Annotated in this window: 9 protein-coding genes and 3 pseudogenes; 7 read left to right on the top strand and 5 right to left on the bottom strand. The window is 59.3% G+C overall.

Annotation, left to right across the window (positions count from 1 at the left end):
- Window positions 1-256: 256 nt before the first annotated feature.
- Window positions 257-1045 (top strand): autoinducer binding domain-containing protein, encoded by a 789-nt coding sequence (locus ACOJB8_RS09815; RefSeq protein ID WP_475012297.1) that lies wholly within the window; start codon window positions 257-259, stop codon window positions 1043-1045.
- A gap of 190 nt (window positions 1046-1235) precedes the next feature.
- Window positions 1236-2036: an acyl-homoserine-lactone synthase gene (locus ACOJB8_RS09820; RefSeq protein ID WP_475012299.1), complete on the top strand. Its 801-nt coding sequence runs from the start codon at window positions 1236-1238 to the stop codon at window positions 2034-2036.
- Here the strand turns inward: ACOJB8_RS09820 and ACOJB8_RS09825 are convergent.
- Window positions 2009-2575: a hypothetical protein gene (locus ACOJB8_RS09825; RefSeq protein WP_475012403.1), complete on the bottom strand. Its 567-nt coding sequence runs from the start codon at window positions 2573-2575 to the stop codon at window positions 2009-2011. The two genes, ACOJB8_RS09820 and ACOJB8_RS09825, sit on opposite strands and share 28 nt — an antisense overlap.
- Before the next feature lie 799 nt (window positions 2576-3374).
- Here ACOJB8_RS09825 and ACOJB8_RS09830 point away from each other — a divergent pair.
- A pseudogene (locus ACOJB8_RS09830) lies at window positions 3375-3870 on the top strand (transposase); the annotation flags it as partial.
- Between the two features lie 51 nt (window positions 3871-3921).
- Here the strand turns inward: ACOJB8_RS09830 and ACOJB8_RS09835 are convergent.
- On the bottom strand, window positions 3922-4398 hold the full coding sequence (locus ACOJB8_RS09835) for a hypothetical protein (RefSeq protein ID WP_475012300.1): 477 nt from the start codon (window positions 4396-4398) through the stop codon (window positions 3922-3924).
- Between the two features lie 645 nt (window positions 4399-5043).
- Here ACOJB8_RS09835 and ACOJB8_RS09840 point away from each other — a divergent pair.
- Window positions 5044-10533 carry a trifunctional serine/threonine-protein kinase/ATP-binding protein/sensor histidine kinase gene (locus ACOJB8_RS09840; protein ID WP_475012301.1) on the top strand — a complete coding sequence of 1830 codons (5490 nt, stop codon included), beginning with the start codon at window positions 5044-5046 and terminating at the stop codon, window positions 10531-10533.
- Window positions 10534-10809: 276 nt separating this feature from the next.
- Here the strand turns inward: ACOJB8_RS09840 and istB are convergent, their stop codons facing one another.
- Complete coding sequence (istB, locus tag ACOJB8_RS09845) at window positions 10810-11580, bottom strand: IS21-like element helper ATPase IstB (protein WP_475012303.1); 771 nt, start codon at window positions 11578-11580, stop codon at window positions 10810-10812.
- A pseudogene (gene istA, locus ACOJB8_RS09850) lies at window positions 11577-12986 on the bottom strand (IS21 family transposase); the annotation flags it as partial. The gene istB and the pseudogene istA, both read right to left, overlap by 4 nt.
- Before the next feature lie 130 nt (window positions 12987-13116).
- On the opposite strand from istA, the gene ACOJB8_RS09855 reads away from it, so the two are divergent.
- Together ACOJB8_RS09855 and ACOJB8_RS09860 are read left to right on the top strand one after the other, a co-directional pair.
- The gene (locus ACOJB8_RS09855; protein WP_475012304.1) at window positions 13117-14136 is read left to right on the top strand and encodes an IS110 family RNA-guided transposase; all 1020 of its coding nucleotides are present in this window, start codon (window positions 13117-13119) and stop codon (window positions 14134-14136) included.
- 43 nt (window positions 14137-14179) lie between these two features.
- Window positions 14180-15001: an IS5 family transposase gene (locus ACOJB8_RS09860; RefSeq protein ID WP_475012405.1), complete on the top strand. Its 822-nt coding sequence runs from the start codon at window positions 14180-14182 to the stop codon at window positions 14999-15001.
- A gap of 118 nt (window positions 15002-15119) precedes the next feature.
- Here ACOJB8_RS09860 and ACOJB8_RS09865 read toward each other — a convergent pair whose 3' ends face one another.
- On the bottom strand, window positions 15120-16406 hold the full coding sequence (locus tag ACOJB8_RS09865) for a hypothetical protein (RefSeq protein WP_475012306.1): 1287 nt from the start codon (window positions 16404-16406) through the stop codon (window positions 15120-15122).
- An 893-nt stretch (window positions 16407-17299) separates the two neighbouring features.
- Between ACOJB8_RS09865 and ACOJB8_RS09870 the strand changes: the two are divergent.
- Window positions 17300-17592: pseudogene (locus ACOJB8_RS09870) on the top strand (site-specific integrase); the annotation flags it as partial.
- Window positions 17593-17760: the final 168 nt, after the last annotated feature.

Below are 17760 nucleotides of genomic sequence, written 5' to 3' on the forward strand. Positions count from 1 at the left end.
CAATCGACGTCATTGCCCGTGGAATTTTTAACTGGCCAACTGTACTATGTACGAAACGGTTAACGGCAACCTCTTCGGATGCCGCACAGTTGGCCGCGCCGGATACCGCATCCCGGCTATCGTATGCGGACCTCTGACTGGCCCCTCCCTCCCGGAAACGCGCGTCGGATGAACCGCGCTGTTCTTGCGCGGTGGTTTCATTCTCATGTCGCGCCAGGTATTCCGGACTCCCTGGGGCGGCGCCGAGGTAGCAAACATGAAACGTCTCTCCCGACGCCGTTCGAACGGGCTCGCGCGTCATCCCGTCGCAATGCCTGATCGCGTTCAGGCTGCCACGCCTGCACCGTTGATGCGTCTGGCATATGCCGCCGACATACCCACCCTCGTCGATTCGTTCGGCAATGCGGTCGATACGCTTGGATTCCCCTATTACGTCATCAGCCGCGTTGCCCGAAGCCGTTCAGCCTGTCACCAGCGAACCGCACTCGAGATGGTGCACGCCCACTACCCCGACGAATGGGTCCGTCACTACCAGCGCCGCGACTACGCATCCACCGATCCCGTGCACCGGGCCGCCTTTACCCATTCGGCCCCCTACCGGTGGCATGACATCATCGGTTTGAGCAAGGCCGAACGCCGTGTGCTCGACGAAGCACGGGAGGCCGGACTGGACGGTGGACTCAGCATTCCCGTTCACCAGCCCGGCGGCAGCATCCTGCTGTTCAACCTCTCCGGGCCCCTGCGCTGCGTGAACGACGTGGCCAACTCGCGGCTGGCGTACCTTGCCAGCACACAGTTTCACTTCGAACTTCATCGACTCACGCACAAACCATCAATCAAGGCATCGCACTTCCTGACACCACGTCAGCGTGAATGCCTGACCTGGGTTGCACGCGGAAAAACCTCGGCTGAAATCGCCACCATTCTTGGCATCTCTCACTACACAGTGAACTACCACCTCGAAGAAGCGATGAAAGCCCTCAACTGCTACGGCAGGACGGCCGCCGCCGTCAATGCCACCGTGCAGGGGCTCGTAGAGCCCTGAGCTGTCCCTTCACCCGGCACAACCACACAGACGACCCCTCGCCGCGCATATGCGACGAGGGCCACCGGCACTTGCCTGCCCGCGCGCCGGCCACTGCACCCTCCCAAAGTTCCGGGTTTCAGAACCGCCGACCCGCTGATAGCTTCGCGTTCAACGCTCAACGGCCAAAGCCCAACGCCAGGAGGAAACCGTGCCATATATCGTTGCGGGCAGACTCGACGACCTGCCACCCCATATTCGTCGTCGCCTCGGAACCTTCCGCCACCGAGTCTTCGTGCAGCGCCTGCACTGGGAAATACCTGGCGTGGCCCACGACGCCACGAGCGAGTGGGATAATTTCGATGGAACCCCAACGCTGCATCTGGTCGCATTCTCGCCAGACGGCGAGGTCTGTGGATGCGCCCGATTGATGCCCACCACAGGACCTTACCTGCTCCGTGACGTCTTCCCGGAACTGGCACGCCCGGGCGATATCCTGCCATCTTCATCCTCGATATGGGAGATGTCGCGCTTTGCGGGATCCGGGCTGCCGGACCACCGCACCGGCTCGACCTCAGGCATGTCGTTGTTTCCCTTCGTCATCTCGCTCGCCCTCTCATGTGGCGCGACACGCGTGATCGGCGTCGTCTCGCACGCCGTTGCGCGCCTGTACCGCCGCTTCGGCCTCGAGCTGCACAATATCGGCACAGAAGCGTCCCGGGGCCGTGCCGACGTCGTTGCGTGTGCAATCGATCTGGATTCTGCTACGTTTCAGAAACTCCAGTGCGATCCTGACACGCTGCAGAACTCAATCATCCGTTTCGGACAGTTCCCACTCCCCGCGGCTGGGACCCCGGGTTTTCCAGATGCGCCTGAAACAGCGCGTGTGCGCCCTGCACACGTCACGAGCGAAGCGCCCGTCCCAGTTTGCGACAATGGCGCAGGGCGCACGCAAGGTTTAATCCAGATGACTGCATCCTCACATCAGCGCATCACTGCCGGCCGACTGTGATGCCGGTTGTCGGCCTCCTTCATCCAGTCCGGCCGGATCGCCGACGCATAGGCCTGGGCACTGCGTGAGGCCTCGCCATTCGGTTGTGTGCTCAGGCCCAGCCGCTCATCGATCGCGTGCGCAACGGTCGCTGACTTCGGAGGATGATCGTGATCGCAGTCTGCCCAGAACACGCACATCGCATCGAACAGCACTGACAGTATTGACGTCACATAGGGCAGTCGCACTGCGATGCCATGGTCCGACCGCCCGCTACCTGACTCGCCAGACGGCATACGGAACGCTTCGGCCGGCATCATCATCCGCAGGCAATCCAGTTCGCGCTGCAGGCGGTCCTCAATCCGGTAGTGCACGGTCGCCGAATGCGCAAGTGCCTTGCGCAGCTCGCCGAGCTGCCGGTCCCTGATCTCCATACATCGGGTCAGCCGACGGACTTCGGTTTCGGCACGCCGCAATCGCGGGTCTGGAGCTGCCAGGGGAGATGACGCCAGGGGAGCGCCCTTGCGGCCGCCCACCGTCGATGGATCGAGTTCTTTCATCATGTTCCCTGCCCCAATGTACGTGCGGGTGTCGATCCAGCCCCGTGTTTTCCCGCGATACTGCGACGCGTCAGGCATCGGGTGACTCCCCCCGCAGTTCACGCATGACGGCTCGCAGCGGCGACCTGTTTCGGAATCGGATCATGTCTCCTTTTTCGTTTTTCCCGGACAAACCATCAACTGCCAAATGACGTAGGTCCCTCCTGACGCCCCAGGATCACCTCATGTGTGAGACTTCACAACCATGTTACTTCTGGCCCCACGACGTCCGTGCCAGTAGCGGACACCAGTGTGACTTACAGGACTTGCTACGCCTGGCTCAGGCTCATCGGCATTTGTGCTGGCTTTCATTTTGACTATTTACGGGTCTCATGCTTCCGGGAACTCCAAAGTCGGCACTGCTTCGACATTTAAACTATATAGGACTACGATTTATATCCCGTAAAATGCGATCATTATATTTATGTTAAATAACATAGCGACAAAATCGTTTGCTTGCCTGGTACACCGCGCCGAGTCCCCGTCCTAGTCGCCTGCGCCGCTAAATTGGTGGCCGCCACGACCGCCGTGCCGGTCCTAGGTGTGACGGCCCCCAACGGTCAAGAGAACGTTCTTATCGGCTCCTTGCACGCGCCGGCGGATGGGCTACGCGAACCGCTGCCATCGATCTTTGCCGGAGCCCGTCACTACGTTGTCGAGCACAACGGATTTCCAACGTTACCCGCGGTTGAATGGTCGGTATCTGACAACGAACCCACCTGGGGGAAATCGCTCACCAATGCCGAGATCGACATCTACCGTGCAGTTCACCACGGCAGTAGGCATGCTCGCCGAACTGGGCGATTTCTCACGCTTCGTTCACGCGCGCCAGCTGATGGCCTGGCTGGGCGTGACACCCAGCGAACACTCGTCGGGCGAGAAGCGCCGACAAGGCAGTATCACCAAGAACGGCAACAGCTATGCAAGAAAGCTCCTCGTCGAAGCCGGCCTGGAGCTACCAGCATCCGGCCCGTGTAACTCCCAATATCCAGCGCCGCCACGAAGGCATCCCCAAGCCCATCGTGGACCGCGCCTGGGACGCGCAGGTGCGCCTGTGCCGGCGCTACCGGAAGCTCGTCGCGCGCGGCAAGCAGAAGAACATCGCGGTGGTCGCGGTCGCCCGCGAACTGAGTGGATTCATCTGGGACATCGGCAGATTTTGCGTGGCGCCCTTGAACTCGAACAAACAGAACGGGGAGTATTGCCGCACCGTCTGCCCGCCTGGGCTCGCGCCCAATGCCCTGACCCTCAGTTGACGATGGCGGAATCGCAACCTTCCGGCGTGCGGCTGGTGTTCCGCACCGAGGCTACGGAGATCGAGCTTGATGTCCTGCCGACACAAGTTTTCCAAGGTGATCGCTCGCTCGAACAACGATCTCCATCCGGGTCGCACAGAGCTGGCGGTCGTATTCGTTGATCACGCCGGTCAGTCCCGCGATCAACGATTCGGGCACTTGCCACACTCCGGTGTGATCGGCCTCGCTAAGCACCTCTCCGAGGCCACGCTCAACACACTCGACCTCCGCGATATCGATCTGTCCATGTCCTGCCCGGGCAATGAAGCTCGTGATGATAGCCACCTGCGAGACGAGATTGATGAGGGAGCGGTCCGCCTCGCCATTGCGCAGACGCTCAAGCGCGATACGTGCACGCAGTGCGAGATCCGAGGCTTCGTGGCGGGGCATCGGGAGAAAGAGCGACTTTGCGTGCGTTCCGGCGACTGGCGGACGCGTGGATCGAGAGTTCTTCTTGTTGGGCATGTCCGGTAGGCAGTTGATCTGCATTTGACACGTCATTGCCGCAACCATCGTGGCGCGTGACCAGCGCGACGCTTGAAGGACCGGTCCGCGACTAATGCGCCGGTTGCGAATTCGCCCCGCCACTACCGTCCGACGATTCAACAGAGTTGCATGGTGCCCGGCCAGGGGGCGGCCCCTAGTCCGGCCGCGAGGCTTGGGCATCTGAGTGAGCGGTTGACCAGTGCGGAAATCGATTGAAATGGTCTCTTGCAGAACCGCTGAAGGGCGTGCCACTGCTCGTCCAAAGCCGACACGCTTTCGGCTCTCGCATGAACTCGTCGACGACAGAACATAGATTCGTGCCGTTGTGGTGGTAAAAAATCGTCCTGCCCCCCAATGGACGGCCACAAGCTCCCGTGTCGTCTATGATCATTTACGTGGAAGGCATGCCGTTCGCGGTCATCCACTGTGCCGCAAGCCGCCACGACATCACTTAGCTTGAAACTGTCGCGCTCCACACATCCTACGTGAACCGGGGCGCAGGTTGCACTACCAGAATCGTGCGGCGCGTTCGGCTTCAGCTCCAACGCCCAAAGTTATTACTTGCTTGCGCCCCCTTTCTCCGCGTAGAAGAACCGTGCATTTCTCGTAACAAGACGTGAGATCTCTATGGCAGAGGATACCAGGTACGTGCTGAAACCGCTTCGCGAAGAGACGGACTTCACGCTTTACCGGGGCAGAGAACTCGGCAATCCGATGCCGATCCTGGTGCTGGCAGCCGTCGCCGAACCACCGTCACCCCAAGCCCTGCGGCGACTCGAACACGAATGCGCGCTGGCTACCGAACTCGACGCGGCATGGGCAGCCCAGCCGCTTGCGCTGGGCCGCTACCAGGGGCGAGCAGTCCTCATCCTCAAGGACCCGGGCGGAGAACCGCTGGATTGCGTCATTGAGCGCCAGAAAGACCACCCGCTCGATCTTGCCCGTTTCCTGCGTACCGCTATCGGCCTGGCGTCGGCGCTTGGCCAGATACATCGGCAGGGCCTCATTCACAAAGACGTCAAGCCTGCCAACGCATTGGTCGATGACGCTGGTCGCGTTTGGCTCACCGGCTTCGGCATTGCGTGCCGACTGCGTCGCGAACGTCAAGCGCCCGATTCCCCCGAATTCATCGCGGGAACCCTGGCCTATATGTCTCCCGAGCAAACCGGCCGCATGAATCGCTCGATCGATGCGCGCAGCGACCTCTACGCGCTCGGCGTGACGTTCTACCAGATGTTGACCGGAATGCTGCCATTTTCGGCAACCGATCCCATGGAATGGGTTCATTGCCACATCGCACGCAGGCCGCTGGCGCCCGACCAGCGTCGTACCGAAATACCAGCGCCCGTGTCCGATATCGTCATGAAGCTTCTGGCGAAGACGGCGGAGGAACGCTATCAGACTGCGGTGGGGCTTGAGCAAGACCTGCGGCTATGTGCACTCCAATGGGCGCGCGAGGAGCGCATCGACCCCTTCCCGCTTGGGCGGCAAGAACCGCTCGACCGGCTCTCAATCCCCGAGAGACTGTATGGGCGCACGCGCGAAATTGAGGCGTTGCAGCGCGCTTTCGACAACATCGTCCAAAACCCGACGACGGCGTTGATCCTCGTGTCCGGCTATACGGGAATTGGTAAATCGTCGGTGGTGAATGAGCTTCACAAGGTGCTGGTTCCGCCGCGCGGCTTGTTTGCATCGGGTAAGTTCGATCAATACAAACGCGACATTCCCTATGCAACCTTGGCGCAAGCCTTTCAACGGCTGCTCCGCCCTATCCTCGGCAAGAACGAAGCCGAATTCGCCCGATGGCGGGCGTCTCTGCAGCACGCGTTAGGATCGCTGGGTGCCCTCATCGTCGATCTCGTACCGGAGCTGGAGCTTATCGTCGGAGCGCAGGAGGCCGTCCCTGAACTGCCTGCGGCCGACGCGCAGCGGCGCTTCCAATCGTTATTGCGGCGCTTCATCGGTGTCTTCGCACGGCCAGAACATCCGCTCGCGCTGTTTTTTGACGACCTGCAGTGGCTCGACGCAGCGACCATGGACCTATTCGAGGATCTGCTCACGCGCGAGGGCGTTCCCCATCTGCTTCTCATTGGAGCCTATCGCGACAACGAGGTCGATGCTTCGCATCCGCTCATGCGCAAACTCGGCGCGATCAAGGCGGCCGGCGTACGGGCTGTCGAGGAGATCGTGCTGGGTCCGCTCAACGCACAGCACATTTCGCAGATAGTCGCGGACACATTCCATTGCGAACGAGATGCGGTGCGGGATCTGGCACAGCTAATTTCCCGGAAAACGGATGGCAATCCGTTTTTTGTCAACCAGTTCCTCTCGGTTTTGACGGATGAAGGTCTGATTGCGTTCGATCGTGTGAACGCGCGCTGGTCGTGGGATCTCGAGCGCATCCACGCGAAGGGTTACACGGACAATGTGGTTGACCTGATGGTCGGCAAGCTGGTCCGACTCCCTGGTAGCACTCAGAAAGCGCTGCAACAACTGGCGTGTCTGGGCAATATCGCGTCCACCGCGATGTTATCCATCATCTACGATAGCGCCGAAGAGGAAGTACACGCCAGCCTACTTGACGCACGTCGCCTGGAACTGGTCGATTATCTCGAGAACTCCTACCGCTTCGTGCACGACCGCGTTCACGAAGCGGCGTATGCCCTGATTCCGACCGGGCAGCGCGCCGCTCTCCATCTTCGGATCGGCCGGCTGCTCGTCGCCCATACGCCTCCCGGCAAGCTGGACGAGATGATCTTCGAGATTGTCAATCAACTCAACCGTGCGGCATCGCTGGTGACGGCACGACAAGAACGCGAGCAACTGGCCGAATTCAACCTGCTTGCAGGCAAGCGCGCCCGAGCCTCGTCCGCTTACCTGTCTGCGTTGAAATATCTCACGATGGGTGCGGCGCTGCTGTCCGAGGAGAGCTGGCAGCAGCGTCACGAACTTCGGTTTGCGCTGGAGCTAGCGAGAGCCCATTGCGAGTTCGCGTCGGCAAAGATCGGGGAAGCCGAAGTGCGTTTGCGCAATCTTTCCCATCGTGCCGTTACTACGGGCGAGCGCGCGGCGGTGGCCTGCCTTCAAATCGACCTTTATCAGGCAATCGATCGTAACGGCGAAGCCGTCGCGGTGGGTCTGCGCACGCTACACTCACTTGGCATTGATATTCCAGCTCATCCGACACGGGCTGAAGCGCGACATGCCTACGATGGCATCTGGACCCGGTTGGGTGCACGCGCGATCGAAGACCTTGTCGATTTACCGCTTGCTAGCAATCCGGATGCGCTAGCGGCTCTCGAGCTTCTGATCAAAGTCGCCGTACCGGCCCACTATTTTGAGTCCATTCATTTACTTGCCGTGGTGGTATGCACGGCGGTTGGTCTGGGACTCGAGCGAGGTCACAGCGAAGCATCGTGCATCGCCTACGCGCAGGTGGGCTTCCTGGCAGGGCCGATCTTCGGTCAGTTCGATGCCGGCTACCGCTTCGGACGCCTCGGCTGCGAACTCGTCGAGCGACCGGGGTTACAGCGCTTTCAAGGCAGGACATTCGAGGCGTTCGGATTTATCGCCGCCTGGACGCAACACGTCCGAAAAGGGCGCGAATTCCTGCTTCGTGCCTTCGACCTCGCCAGTCAATCTGGTGAGATCAGCTACGCCGGATACGCCTGCGGCCAGCTCAATACTAACTACCTCCTGGCCGGCGACCCGTTGGCCGACGTCCAACGGCAAGCAGAAGAAGGGCTCACCTTCGCACGCAAGGCTGGGCTCGGAACCGCGGAGCGCTGGATTCTAGGGCAACTCGGTCTCATTCGCAGCTTGCGCGGACTGACCACGCGCCTGGGCTCATTCGACAATGGGGCATTTCGCGAACGCGATTTTGAGCGAGAGTTGGCCGACAACCCGGCGCTGGGGTATCCGAAGTACTGGTACTACATCCGCAAGCTGCAGGCACGCTACCTCGCGGGAGAATTCCTGGACGCCTTGCAGGCCGCCACCACTGCCGAACCGTTGCTGTCGAACTACGTATTCGTCCTTGAGACGGCTGAGTTCCGCTTTTACGGAGCGCTTTGCCATGCGGCGGTCTATCAATCTGCGCCGCCCAACGAACGTCAATACCATCGCTCAAAACTGACAGAACAGCTCGAGAAGCTTGACACCTGGGCGCGCAATTGCCCGGAAAATTTCACGAACCGGGCTGCACTCGTGCGCGCCGAGATGGCCCGGATCGACAACCGGGAACTCGATGCCGAACGTCTCTACGAACGCGCGATTGATTCAGCGCGTGCCGCTGGCCTCGTCCACAACGAGGCCCTTGCCCACGAGCTTGCGGCGCGCTTTTACCTTGCGCGTGGCTTCGAGCGCATTGCGAACGCTTATTTCCGTATAGCACGCGATGGTTATCTTCGCTGGGGCGCAGAGGCCAAGGTGCGGCAGCTTGAGGAATCCTATCCCCAGATCAAGCCAGAGCAGACGCCATCGGGCATCGGCACAATCCTCGCGCCAGTTGATCAGCTCGACCTCGCGACAGTTATCCGGGTATCTGAGGCCGTATCGGCGGAGATGGAGCAGCAAAAACTGATCGATACGCTCATGCGCACGGCCATTCAATACGCAGGCGCCGAGCGCGGGCTATTGATTCTGCCGCACGCAGGTGCGTATCGAATCGAAGCGGAAGCAACGACGCACGCGGACGGTCTTGTAGTCGTGCTACGCCATGGGAGCATCGCTGGCACGGACCTGCCGGCGTCCGTTTTTCAGTTCGTTGTGCGGACCGGAGAGAGCTTGCTGCTGAACGACGCCATGGCAGACAGCGCTTTCTCCAACGATGACTATATTCGTCAGCGCAGCACCCGATCCGCACTGTGCCTGCCTATCGTCAGACAGAAGAGACTCGTTGGCGCATTGTATCTGGAGAACAATCTGGCGCCACATGTTTTCACATCCGATCGGGTTGCTATCCTGCGGCTTGTGGCATCACAAGCGGCTATTTCTCTGGAGAATGCTGCCCTCTATACCGATTTGCAACGCAGCGAAGCTTTCTTGGCTCACGGGCAAAGGATCAGTCACACTGGCAGCTTCGGCTGGAGCAGGGCAACTGGAGAGTTCTATTGGTCCGAAGAAAACTACCGCATTCTTGAATACGATCGCAGTGTCCCCGCCTCAGTGGACCTGGCTTTGCAACGGATACATCCTGACGACCGGGAGCGCACGCGGCAACTTCTCGATGCTGCGGTCAGGGAAATGAAGGACTTCGACAGTGAGCATCGCCTGACGATGCCGGACGGCAGAATCAAGCATGTTCATACCACGGGCCGGAAGGTGAATACCGGCGAGCTCAACTTTGTTGGAGCCGTTCGCGACATTACCGAGCGCAAGCGCGCCGAAGAAGCGTTGCGCCAAGCCTTGACCGATCTGGCTCGCAGTAATCGCGCAACGACCATGGGCGAACTGGCGGCTTCGCTGGCTCACGAAATCAATCAACCAATTGCGGCGGCGATCGCCTATGCCAACGCGTGCGTGCGATGGCTCTCTCGCGATGAGCCGGATCTCGATGAAGCGCGCGCGGCCGCGACTCACATTGTAAGCGATGGACAACGCGCCGCCAAAATCATCAGCAGGATCCGCGCGCAATTCGAAAAGGGTGCCCCGAACCGCGAAGTCGTCGATGTCAGCGAGATTGTCGAGGAGACGGTCGCCCTCTTGCACGGCGAGGCAGTGCGATACAACGTATCGGTGCAGATGGAACTGGAATCCGACCTGCCCCATATTGTCGGGGATCGCGTTCAACTGCAGCAGGTCACGATGAATCTGATCGTCAATGGTATCGAAGCAATGAAGGACCTTGACGGAATACGCCGGATGGTCATCAAATCGCGGCTGGCGGAAAACGAGCAGATTCTCGTCTCCGTCAGTGATACAGGCTTAGGCGTTCCGCCGCGTCTCGCTGAACAGATTTTCGATCCGTTCTTTACGACCAAATCCCATGGTACCGGAATGGGGCTGCGCATCAGCCGTTCAATCGTTGAGTTGCATGGCGGCCGTTTGTGGGTTGACAACGCCCTGCCCCACGGCGCCCGTTTTCAGTTTACATTGCCCGCCGGGATTCCTGAACCCGTAAGTAATTCGTGTGCATGACTCGCGCGTTGAAAACATCACACGGCCGGACATATTGTCCCTGAAGAGTCACATCATTCAGGTGAATCGTGACCGTGCGTACTTTTTCTGTGGCGACGTTGACCGTCACGTCGCTAGTCATTTTCACCGGGACGTTCGCATAAAATGCCGCGTTTTCAGAAGGACATCCTGAGAACTGGTAACTTCCGGATGTCTAGACCCGGACGGTCAGTTGAAACTCCTCCGGTTGTGGTCGCGTAAAATCCCCCACCGGGTGAAGCAGGATGAGGTCGAGTTTTATTCCTCTTTCGTTTTCTGCGCAAGCGCCTCGGCGGCTTCCTTGAGCCGGTAGCTGCGACCGTTGAACTCCAGCTGGTGGCAGTGATGCATGAGCCGATCAAGAATCGTCGTGCTCATCGTGTTGTCGCCCAGATACGCGCCCCAATCCTGTACTACGCGATTGGATGTGACGATGATGCTCCTTCGCAGTTTGTAGCGCTGATGGACCAGCGTCTGCAATAGCGCGCCGGCCTCGTCAGGAATCGAGCGCGCCAGGAACAGATCGTCCAGCACGAGCAGATCCGCCTCGAGTATCGCGCGCAGTCGCGTCTGTCGCTGCTCGGGCACACTGAGCGCGTAGCGGTTAAAGAAGTCGTCGGTTTCAAGATATTGGACCTTGTGGCCCTGGAGGACGGCCTGGTATGCGACTGCCTTGGCAACGTGCGACTTGCCAGTGCCAGGTTTGCCGATGATCAGCCCGTTCTCGCCCGCGGCGATGAACTTCAGCGCGTTGAGTTGGAAGCAGGCCTGCCGCGGGATTTTTGGATTGAACGACCAGTCGAACTCGGCCAGCGTGAGTTTTTCTTCAAGGCCCGACTGCTGGTAACGCCGCTCGATGAGCCGCGACTGACGCCGGTCGAGCTCGTCTTGCAGAATCATGGCAAAGGTCTCCAGGAACGGCTGCTGGGTGCCCTGTGCCTGCAGCACGCGGGTCTCCAGTGTGTCGCGTACGCCGGACAGGCGCAGCATTCTGAGCGCCCGCTCGATATCGGGTAGCGTGGTGGTCATACAGTTTCTCCTGTTGCGGGAGGTTGAGAGCTGGCGCTGTGCTGCGCGCCGACGTTGAAGAACTCGCCGTATTCGTTACCCGGGCGGATCAGGGGATGCTCTTGCGTGAGCGGCAAGGCCAGTTGTGGCGTCCGATCGAGGCGCTCAAGCGCCTGTTCGAACAGCCGCTCGACGACGGCGCGTACCTGCCGGTATCGATAGAGGTGATGACGCAGGGCGTGATCGCAGGCCTGCTCGACCAGCCAGGCGGGATACTTCTTCGCCAGCGCGACGATGCCCCACATGCCGCGGTGGCCGACGCGACCTTCGGCGTCAAACAGATGCTGGCACAGCGCCTTCGTTTGTGGACCGATGTCGCTGGCGCTGGCTAACGCGATGCTCGTCTGGCGCGATGGATTGAATGGCCGCTCGTTCTCGGGAAGCTCGAGCGAACCGGGCTCAGTGTGGCGTGGATGGGTGCGCAGCAGCTCCTGCGAGCGGCGATCACGGATCTCGATCGTGGTGTCGTAGATGCGCACGCACACGAGACTCCCGATGGGCGCAGGCCGCGCCGCATAGTTGCTGCGATCGACACTCACGGTGGTATCGTCCCAGACGGTGCGCACGACCTCAGTGAAGTAACGGAAGCCCGTCGCAGGCAGCGGCCGCAGGTGCGGTCTTTCCTCCTGGAACATCGCTTCGACCTGTCGCCGGGCGCGACCATGGATGCGTTTGGCGGCCCAGTTCTCTTCCCAGTGCATCAGGAATTCGTTCTGGGCTTCGAGCGATTCGAAACGCCGGCCGGCGAGCGCAGTGTTCTGCGTGTGCTGGATTGCATTCTCAACGGTGCCCTTTCGATTCGGATCACGCACGCGGGCCGGGTCGGCGACGACGCCGTAGTGCTCGAGCATCGAGGCATAGAGCCGGTTGATCTCGGGCTCGTACAGGTCGGGCGTGATGACGCCCTCGCGGAGGTTGTCGAGGACGACGTAACTGACGCTGCCACCGAAGTACCGGAAGGCCTCTTCGTGGAGTTGCGCCCAGACCTGTTTGCTGGACTTCCAGACCACGCGCCTGAAGCTGCGTCGCGAATACCTCAACGTCATGACGAACAGGCGTGGCCGGCGGTAGCGGCCCGTCTTCGGATCTCGGGTCGGTGCGCCTTCGCCGTAGTCCACCTGCGCCTCTTCGCCAGCGGCGCATTCGAGACGGTCGAACTGTTCCGGATCAACGTGGCGCAGGGCTCGCACGAAGCGTTTGACGCTCTCGTAGCTGGCCGTGAAGCCATGCTGGTCGACGAGGTAGATCGCCTGGGCGTTGCGCTTCAGACGCACCTGCTGTTCGATCCACTCCCGATAGGGTTCGCTGGCCGAACGCGCGAAGTTGAAGGAACTGGACGGTACGCCGCCAGAAGCCGGTGGTCGCGGGAGTGGAATGATATGAACGGCCCCGCCTACCGTGAAGGCGCCTGCTGGGGCGGATCCTCACGGGCCGACGGCATCAGAGTGCCCAGATTGGAAGATCATGAGGTCTTCACAGGCAACCGGAGGATCCAAAGTGAACTATACGACAGTCGGCGTAGACATCGCGAAGAACGTGATGCAGATGCACTGGGTCGATAACGACACTGGGGAGATCGTCAACAGGTCGATCAAGTGGTCAGCGTTTCTCGAGCATTTCGCGAACCGCACACCGTGTCTAATCGGGATGGAGGCGTGCGGCGGCGCGCAGCACTGGGCCCGCGCGCTGACCAAGATGGGGCACCAAGTCAAACCGATGCCTGCAAAGTTCGTCAAAGCCTTTAATATCGGTAACAAGAACGATCCTGCAGATGCACGAGCGATCTGGATGGCAACGCAGATCCCGAGTAAGTCCGTTGCCGTTAAAACCGAGGGCCAGCAAGCGGTCCTCGCTATGCATCGCATGCGCCAGCAACTGGTGAAGTTCCGTACGATGCAAGTCAACAGCCTTCGAGGATTGCTGACCGAATATGGTGAAGTCATGGGCAAGGGCCGGACTGCGCTGGACAAGGCAATACCGAGCGTTCTTGCCAAACTGTCGGAGCGTTTGCCAGCCATGCTGATTGACACGCTTCGCGAACAATGGAATGGCCTCACCAAGCTTGATGAGAAGGTCGATGAAATCGAACGACGGCTGAAGACCTGGATGAAGGATGACAAGGCAGCCCGGGCGATTGCTGAAATACCCGGCGTTGGTCCATTGAGCGCGACCGCTGCTGTCGCGACGATGGGTGATCCGGGGGCGTTCAAGTCGGGCCGTGAGTTTGCCGCGTGGCTCGGGCTGGTGCCCGGGCAAACAGGCACTGGAGGAAAAGTTCAGCTGCTTGGAATAAGCAAGCGCGGCGACACCTATTTGCGAACCTTGGTGATTCATGGTGCCCGCAGCGTTCTGTCTCATGCAAAACAGCCTGGAGAATGGCTCGATCAGCTCCAAAAGCGGCGACCACCGAAGATCGTCACAGTCGCGCTCGCCAACAAGATGGCACGAATCATCTGGGCCATGCTTGCGCACGACCGCCCCTACAACAAGGATCACGTAAGCACGAAACCAGCTTGACCAGTCGCTGTCTTTAGAGCGTGTTAGGCACTTCCAGCCAGACCTGGTATCCTGGCGGAATGAAAAACGCAGGCCTTACCCAACGGATGTATCGGATGAAGAGTGGTACTTCGCGGCTCCGTACCTGACCTCGATGAACAAGGACGCACCGCAGCGCCGCTACGAATTGCGCGAGATGTTCAACGCGCTGCGCTGGATCGTGCGCGCGGGTGCGCCGTGGCGTTTGCTGCCCAATGACTTCCCACCGTGGGAGATGGTCTACCAGCAGACGCAACGCTGGATTCAGGCGGGCTGTTTCGAAGCCATGGTGAGCGATTTGCGCTCGATCATCAGAGTTGCGCAGGACCGGCGAGGCCAGCCCAGCGCGGTCATTCTGGATGGTCGCACACTGCAGTCGACCTGCGAGAGCGGCCCACGCGCGGGCTATGACGGGTACAAGCGCAAGAAAGGCAGCAAGGTACACATGGCGGTGGATGCGTTGGGGCAACTGCTCGCGGTACACGTGACCCCGGCCAACGAACAGGAGCGTGCGCAGGTCGGAGAACTTGCGCGGCAGGTTCAGCAGGCCACAGGCCAGACGGTAAAGGTAGCGTTCGCCGATCAGGGATATACCGGCGAAGAGCCTGCACAGGCGGCACTCGACGAAGGCATCGAGCTTCAGGTTATCAAGCTGCCGGAGGCGAAAAAGGGCTTTGTGCTGTTGCCGCGCCGCTGGGTGGTCGAACGTAGCTTCGGCTGGCTCAACCGGTTCAGGCGGCTGGCAAGAGACTACGAGCGGTTGCCCGAAACCTTGGCTGGCTTGCACTTCGTCGTATTCTCCGTGCTCATGCTGGTTCACTTTGCAGCCCTTAACAAAAGTGCCTAACACGCTCTAGCGGCCGCTCGCGGCCCCCAGTACCGAAGCAGACTCGTTCCAGCCTGTAATGCCAACACCTCGCTGGGAACACGGACGATGAGGTAGATCCGGGAACCCGCTAACGAGATTATTTAGCCTGGCTACGCTGCAGATTGCGCAGAATCGAAATCGCCGGAGGAACAGGCTGGCGTGCCTTGCTCACGACAGGTGTCTCGAAGGTCTGCGTGTTCCCCGGGTCAAGAAGCTGCAGCAGAAAGTTGGCACCTTGGTAACTGAAGCCAAGCAGGTCTCCATGATTGTTTAGGCCCGTAATCACGGACAGGTTCAGCCCCGCAGGCAGATTGACGACCAGATCGGCCAAATTCAGTCGCACGCCAGGCGTGGGCACAAGATAGCTATTACCATCGCCGCTCCTTGTGATGACGATGAGGTTGTTCTCATTGAAGAGCAAGCTGGAGGAGCTGACGCTCTCGACAAAGTAGGTGTAAAACACGCCGTTGGCCCCCCAGATCCCGATGCGCTCATGATAGTTCGGTCCGAGCGTAAACGAGTACCCGAGAACATTGCCGGCCTGGTTGATAGCCTGCGCCCAGGCAAGGGTCTCACTTGGATCCCCGGGAAACGGGTCGAGAATTATAGTGTTGCTGTTCCGTGTGTCAAAACGGAAACCCCGAGCTCCGTTGAATGGAGCCGGACCCTCGGTTCCCGCAATGATTCCGTTATTGTTGATGCCTACAACGAATTGAACAGGGTTTGGCATACCCGGACCGAAGTTGATTGGCGTTGCCATGCCGTCGCGGTAAAGCACAAAAACGGTTCCCGACGCAGTGTATGACACGACGAGAGCTGTGCCGTTATCGTTAAGTGCCACAACATAGCCATACACCTCTCCGGGCTGCGGCGGAATTAGCTTGATCGAGCCACCCTGAATCAAGGCTGCCTGAAAGATACCATTGACGGGATCGACCAGTATGGACGCTCCAATGGTCCCGCTTGCGTTGACGGCATCCACGATACTTCCAGGCGGAACGGACAGAAGAACAGTAAGCTTCCCGCTTTGAACGTAGCCGAACTCGGTGACGTTGCAGAATATCGTGTCGCAGATCGCACCATAAACCCGACCGCTATTCTGAAGTGCACCGGGGGTAAACGTAGTAAACCCTGGCGGTAACGCGATCTGGTCGAGGGATACGTAGCGATAGTGAGGTGTCTGCGCATGGACTCCCACCGCCCAGCAATTAAGGATGAGTGCGAGAATGCAACCGCGACCTACGAACCACGATGGATTGACTCGTCTCCTGCATGAAGGGGCAAGCACGGTCGCACGCCTGACCGACAACCGAGATATCGAAGTGCGAATTGCAGCGGCGATTCCGCTCCACAAGACCACCAGCCACATCGGTACATTTTTCATTACTTCACTCCTTGCGATGCCGATCCTGCATTGGTTTGGGCGGCGAACCGTAGCCAACCTGTTTCCGCCGGTCGATGGCAGTTGACCTGAAAGTTGCAATACAAAAGCAGGGTGTTATTCACCACGAGCGCAAACGTGCCGTCAACGGGCGGGGGCAATGGCTGCACCGAGAACGTCGCTGTACCTCTACTTCCGCTGCACTTTCCGGTGGTGTTACGCGTGATCCAGAACCCTATGACGAGGGTGGTCCGAGTTTGGGTAGGCGTGTGATTCGTGTGAGTCATACTACCGTGCTGCGGCAAATTGAGCGTCTGGTCTGACAGAAACTGACAAGGACACGCCCATTGCCAATGCTGTTAAAGTCCATTTCATTTCCAATGTCCGTTTGATTACTTCTCGAAACTCGATCTACATTCTCCATCCCCCTGAATTAAATAAATATAGAGGCCAATTGAGCATATAAATTTATTAACCATGATCTAGAATAGATTTCTCAGTCGTCGAACTGCGATTCCACTGTGGCCCTCAGCTCCAGTAGGAAGCTAGCGCACGAACCGACTTGCAGCGAATACACTTGTTATAGATGTAGATTCGCCTTTCGCAAGCGGGTCGAGAGCGATATTTAAGAATGAAGGCTTACATTTGCTGTTTCAGCTTGTTCGCCTATGCCAGTAAATAGTTCAGACGTTAACGCAAGGTAACGGCAGGCGAATAGGATCCCAATTGCCGGCCAGACATTGGATTCCCATTCGTCAATCGAATGACAGCTTTGTAGAGCGGAACGGCCTTATTACTGGCCGAGCGACGCACTCGACGTAGGTCCCTTCAGGGTCGGTCAGCGACCAATAGCTGCGCGGCACACTGGATCTCCCTCCAAATGGAAGGAGAACGTCATGGAAACGCAGAATGACCCCACCGGCTACCGCGTGCCTTGGAATAAAGGCAGACTCACTGGACAGAAGCCACCACTGAAGCTGCCGGAAATCTGGGCGATTCGCACTAGGCTGCAAATGTCTTCGAACGTCCGAGAGCTGGCGATGTTCAACCTTGCAATTGATAGCAAACTCCGGCCGTGTGCCTTGACTCGGCTGCTGGTGAAAGACGTCTTAGCCATGTCGGATCGCGAGCAATGGTCATGCAGCAGAAGACGCAAAGACCGGTTCAATTCGAGATCATGCACATCACCGTCGCAAATCCCGTCGTTTGAAGAAACTGGTTGAGCCGATGGGCCGCGTTGGGAGAAGTTTCCTCTACGTCAAGGGAGTGGATTCGACCATGGTGGCTCTCCTCTCTGTCGTCCGATCGGGCTGTCAGGTGACGCGCGCCAGTTCTACTTGACGACCGACATGACCGG

It is taken from the genome of Paraburkholderia sp. BR10141 (genome assembly GCF_056155635.1).

Bases quoted from the DNA above. Each gene is read 5' to 3' on its own strand.
- ACOJB8_RS09835 (WP_475012300.1), bottom strand. From the start codon at position 4,398: ATGCAGATCAACTGCCTACCGGACATGCCCAACAAGAAGAACTCTCGA.
- istB (WP_475012303.1), bottom strand. From the start codon at position 11,580: ATGACCACCACGCTACCCGATATCGAGCGGGCGCTCAGAATGCTGCGC.
- ACOJB8_RS09825 (WP_475012403.1), bottom strand. From the start codon at position 2,575: ATGAAAGAACTCGATCCATCGACGGTGGGCGGCCGCAAGGGCGCTCCC.
- ACOJB8_RS09815 (WP_475012297.1), top strand. From the start codon at position 257: ATGAAACGTCTCTCCCGACGCCGTTCGAACGGGCTCGCGCGTCATCCC.
- ACOJB8_RS09865 (WP_475012306.1), bottom strand. From the start codon at position 16,406: ATGAAAAATGTACCGATGTGGCTGGTGGTCTTGTGGAGCGGAATCGCC.